The organism is Rhizobacter sp. P2_H2, from assembly GCF_056403375.1.
The window spans coordinates 1-4,570 of sequence record NZ_JBFUFP010000401.1; the positions used below are offsets into that span (position 1 = coordinate 1).

Sequence of the window (4,570 nt, forward strand, 5' to 3'; positions counted from 1 at the left end):
CTTCGACACCGGCGATGTCGGCCTGTTGGCGGCGCGCCGCTCCTTCGTGCTGGCCAGCGCACCCGACGTGACGCCCGTCGATGCGATGGCGCTGTTCTCGGGCTCGGCCCGTGCGACGGCGGCGGTCGGCAGCGGCGAGGACTTCGCGCACATCGGCGGCCACGTGCTGCTCGACCCCACCAGCGGGCGGCTGCTGGCCGACGTGCTGCCGCCGTGGATCCACATCCAGGCGGCCTCGCCGCAGGCAGCGATCTTCCGCTGGGTGCTGGCCCAGCTCGTCGAGGAACAGGCCACCGGGCTGCCGGGGTCGCAGCTCGCCTCGGCGCAACTCGCACAGCTGTTGTTCATCCAGATCCTGCGCGCGCACCTGCAGACCGCCGGCCCGATGCCCGCCGGCTGGCTGCGCGCGCTGGGCGACCCACGCCTCGCCCCCGCGCTGCGGCTGATGCACGGCGAGCCGGCGCGCGCCTGGCACCTGGACGAACTCGCGAAGGCGTGTGCGATGTCGCGCACGACCTTCGCGCTGCACTTCCGCACGGTCGCGGGCGTCGCACCGCTGACCTACCTCACCGACTGGCGGATGCGCCTCGCCGAACGCGCGCTGCGCACCGAAGCCACGCCGGTGGCGGTGATCGCGCGCGCGCTCGGCTACACCTCCGAGAGCGCCTTCAGCAACGCCTTCAAGCGCATCAGCGGGCAGTCGCCCCGGGCGTGGCGCCAGGGCGTCACTGCACCAGCTTCACGTTCCGCACCTTGAAGCTCACCCCCTGCTGGTCGTCCCACACCGGGAAGATCCCGAACGGCACGGTGATGTTGTCGAGCGTGAAACACGGTGCGTTCTTCACCGCAGTCACGTCCGCCACGTTCAGCGTGACCGCGTGGAAGGCGCCGTCGGCCGGCGGCTTCATCGCATCGGGGATCACGTAGTCGACGTTGCGGCAGCCATCGCCCGGGCTCTCCATCTTGATCGCGAGGCCCTTGGTGTTGGTGCCCCAGCTGCTGACCGCCAGCTCGAACTGCAGCGTGCCGCCCGCATAGCCGCTCAGGTTCAACCCGCTGCCGGTGAAGTAGAACGTGCCGTTGCCGCCGTCGGCCGCGAACTGCAGGTCGGCCTCGCCGTTCGCCACCGTGGCCACCACGTGCGTCGGCGTCGAGGTGTACATGCCCGTCGCCAGGCCGCTGAGCAGGCCGTCGGCTCCCAGCAGCGTCGCGCTCGGGCCCGGCAGCGGCTCGATGGCGGGCGGCGGCGGTGGTGCCAGCTCGGCACAGGCATGGGTGTCGGCATCGCCGCTCGCGTTCACCAGCCAGCGGATGTTCGCGAAGCTCGCGCTGAACGGCTTGTCGGTCTGCACCAGGAAGGCGGTGTCGATCGCCGAGAAGTCAGCGCCGGCCTCCGCGAAGCACGACAGCGGGATCTTCACCGTGGCCTTCGTGCCCAGCGGCAGCGCCTTGAGCACCGCGGTGCCGTCCAGTTCGCCGCGGCACGGGTAGCCGCAGTCGATGCGGATCTTCACGCTGCCTTGCGGCGCCTGGTCGACCACGATGTCGAACGCGAGCACCGCCTTCGCATCCGGGTGCACGTAGCTCTCCAGGTTCTGCGGGTTGCGCACGCTGGTGCTGGCCGGGTCCGACGCGATCGCCTTGAACTCGCCCAGGCCGGTCCAGGTGAGCTTCTTGCCGTCCTGCTGCACGTTGACCTGTGCGGTCTGCAGCGTCAGCGTGCCGTCCTGCGTGACGATGGTCGCGTTCAGGTCGGCGCCCACCGGGATCATCCAGTTCGGCGATGAGCCGATGAACAGCGGGAAGGTCGGGTTCTCGACGAGGTTGAACACCTCCAGCGGCTCGGTCGCTGCCGGGCCGGTGTTCGCGCTCTGGCCGCAGCCGAGCGTCGGCGTGGTCTCGTCCAGCGTGTTGCCCAGCGCCGCGCCGGCCGCCGCGTAGCCCAGGCCGTAGCCGTAGGCGAACAGCGGCGCATACGTGGCATCGCCGCGGTTCAGCACCGTCTGGCAGGCCTCCTTCGGCCACGAGAACGAGAGCCGGCCCTGGAAGTCGAAGTTCACCGTGCCGTCGGCCTTGCGGAACAGCACGTCGGCCACGCCCTTGCCCTCGGTGCCCGGCAGGAAGGCCGCGACAAAGGCATCGCTGCGGTTCAGCTCCTTGTTCACCCACAGCGGGCGGCCGCTCAGCAGCACCGTCACCACCGGCACGCCCTTGCCTTTCACCGCCTCCAGCACCGCGAGGTCGGCCGGGTAGCGCTTGGCATGCTCCAGCGTGCCGGCCTTGCCGATGTCACCGGCGCCTTCGGCATACGGCGTCTCGCCGATGACGGCGATCACGGCCTGGTAGTCGGCCACGTTGACGTTGGCCGCGTCGACCGAGAAGGTGACGTTGCCGTCGCCCGCCGCCTCGCGGATGCCGGCCAGCACGGTGTCGCCGTTCGGGAAATCGGCATTCGTGTTCGACGTGCCCTGCCAGGTCAGCGACCAGCCACCGGTCTGGTTCGACATGCTGTCGGCACTGCGCCCGACCACCAGCAGCTTCTCGCCGCGCTGGAGCGGCAGCACGCCGCCATCGTTCTTCAGCAGCACCAGCGATTTGCGCACCGCCTCGCGGGCCAGCTCGCGGTGCTGCAGCGCGGCCGGGTCGCCGGCACCGGTGCGCAGCGAAGGCTTGGTCGAGACCGTCGCACCGCCCTCGAGCTTCATCAGCCCGGAGCGCAGCTTCACGCGCAGGATGCGGGTCACCGCATCGTCGATGCGCGCCATCGGGATCTCGCCGGCGTTCACCGAGGCGATGGTGTTGGCTATGAAGGCCTTCCAGTCGTCCGGCACCATGATCAGGTCCATGCCGGCGTTGATGGACGGCGGGCACGACGAATTGGTGCACGACTTCACCGCACCGGTCGCGTCGGTGTACTTCACCTGGCCGATGCCGTTCCAGTCGGAGACGACCAGCCCGTCGAAGCCCATCTTCGTCTTCAGCACGTCGGTCAGCAGGTACTTGTTGCCGTGCAACTTGGCGTTCGCGAAGTCGAGCGCGAGGCCGTCTTTCGTGCTGCCCTGGAAGGTCCAGCTGTTGAACGAGGCCATCACGGTCTGCGCACCCGCTGCCAGCGACGTGTAATAGCCGGCACCGTGGATGTTGATCATCTCCGCGAGCGTGGCCTTGTTCTCGCCCTGGTCCTTGCCCAGGTCGGTGCCACCATCGCCCATGAAGTGCTTGGCCGTGGCCACCACGGTGGGCCGGCCCGAGGCGGCGAAGCGGCCCTGCAGCCCGGTGGTGTAGCGCCCGCCGTAGCTGGCGACGATGGCCGGGTCTTCCGAGAAGCCTTCGTAGGTGCGGCCCCAGCGGTCGTCGCGCACCACCGCGAGCGTCGGCGCGAAGGTCCAGTCGATGCCGGTGGAATGCACCTGCATCGCGACGGCTTCGCCGATGCGCTCGATCAGCGCGGGATCGTTCGCGGCGCCCAGGCCGATGTTCTGCGGAAACAGCGTGGCGCCGTAGACATTGCCATGGCCGTGCACGGCGTCGGTGCCCCAGATCACCGGGATCTTGACGGCCAGGTCGGTGTCCATCGACGCCTGCCAGTAGGCATCGGCCAGTGCGAGCCAGTCGGCCACGGCGGCGTTCTTCTTGTTGCCGGGCCAGGCGCCGCCGCCGTTCAGCACCGAGCCGATGTAGTACTGCCGCACCTGGTCGGGCGTGATGCTGCGGATGTCGGGCTGCGTCATCTGGCCGACCTTCTGCGCCAGCGTCATGGTCGCGACGAGGCCCTGGATCTGCGCTTCCTGCGAGGCGTCCTGCGGGATCGAGCTCTGGATCGCAGGCCAGTCGTCCAGCGGCTGGTTCTCGGGAGGAGACGGCGGCGGTGCGGGCGGTGCGTCGTCATCACCACCACCGCAACCGCCCAGGCCGAGCGTGAGCGCCGTCAGCCCCATCGTGAGCCACCGTTTCATCGTGTCGTCTCCTTGATATGTCTCTTGTAGGCATCGAATGGAACCGTTTCCATTTCGATGCTGCGCGGACTCTAGGAGATCTTGATGAATTATTTCACTAGGTTAAATACTCATTACTTGGCGAGGAAGCTCTTCACCAGCTGGCCGGTGGCCGCCGGGTTCTCTTCCATGATCCAGTGGCCCGAGTTGGGGACGATGCCTTCGGTCACGTCGTCGGCGCCGGCGCGCATCACGGTGGCCATCGTCAAGCCGAACGACTTCTCGCCGCCGAGTGCCAGCACGGGCATCTTCAGGCGGTTGCCGGCAAGGAAGGCGCGGTTGTCGACCGCGTCCTGGTCGAACGCCGCGAACTGCGCAAAGCCGGAATGCATCGCACCCGGGCGGGCATAGAGCGCGGCGTAGTGCTGGCGTGCCGCTTCGCTGAAGCGCGCGGGCGTGGCCGAGAACTCGTTCCAGAAGCGATCGAGGTAGATGCGTTCGCGGCCGGCGACCAGGCGCTCCATGTCCGGCCCGCCGAAGCGGAAGTGCCACAGCAGCGGGTTCTTCAGGATCTCTTCCCACGGCCCGACGCCGGGCACCGGTGCGTCGATCAGCACCAGGCGGCGCACCTGCTC

The 4,570-nt window shown here is 68.8% G+C and carries 3 protein-coding genes; 1 reads left to right on the forward strand and 2 read right to left on the reverse strand.

The annotated features are described in order from the left end of the window. Positions 1-757: helix-turn-helix transcriptional regulator (locus AC1D15_RS18955; RefSeq protein ID WP_477827201.1), on the forward strand; the 757-nt coding region annotated here is incomplete at its 5' end. On the opposite strand, the gene AC1D15_RS18960 is transcribed toward AC1D15_RS18955, so the two are convergent. Next, positions 726-3,956 (reverse strand): glycoside hydrolase family 3 N-terminal domain-containing protein, encoded by a 3,231-nt coding sequence (locus tag AC1D15_RS18960; RefSeq protein WP_477827202.1) that lies wholly within the window; start codon positions 3,954-3,956, stop codon positions 726-728. The two genes, AC1D15_RS18955 and AC1D15_RS18960, sit on opposite strands and share 32 nt — an antisense overlap. 113 nt (positions 3,957-4,069) lie before the next feature. After that, a partial coding sequence (locus AC1D15_RS18965) for an alpha/beta fold hydrolase (RefSeq protein ID WP_477827203.1) occupies positions 4,070-4,570 on the reverse strand: 501 nt, incomplete at its 5' end.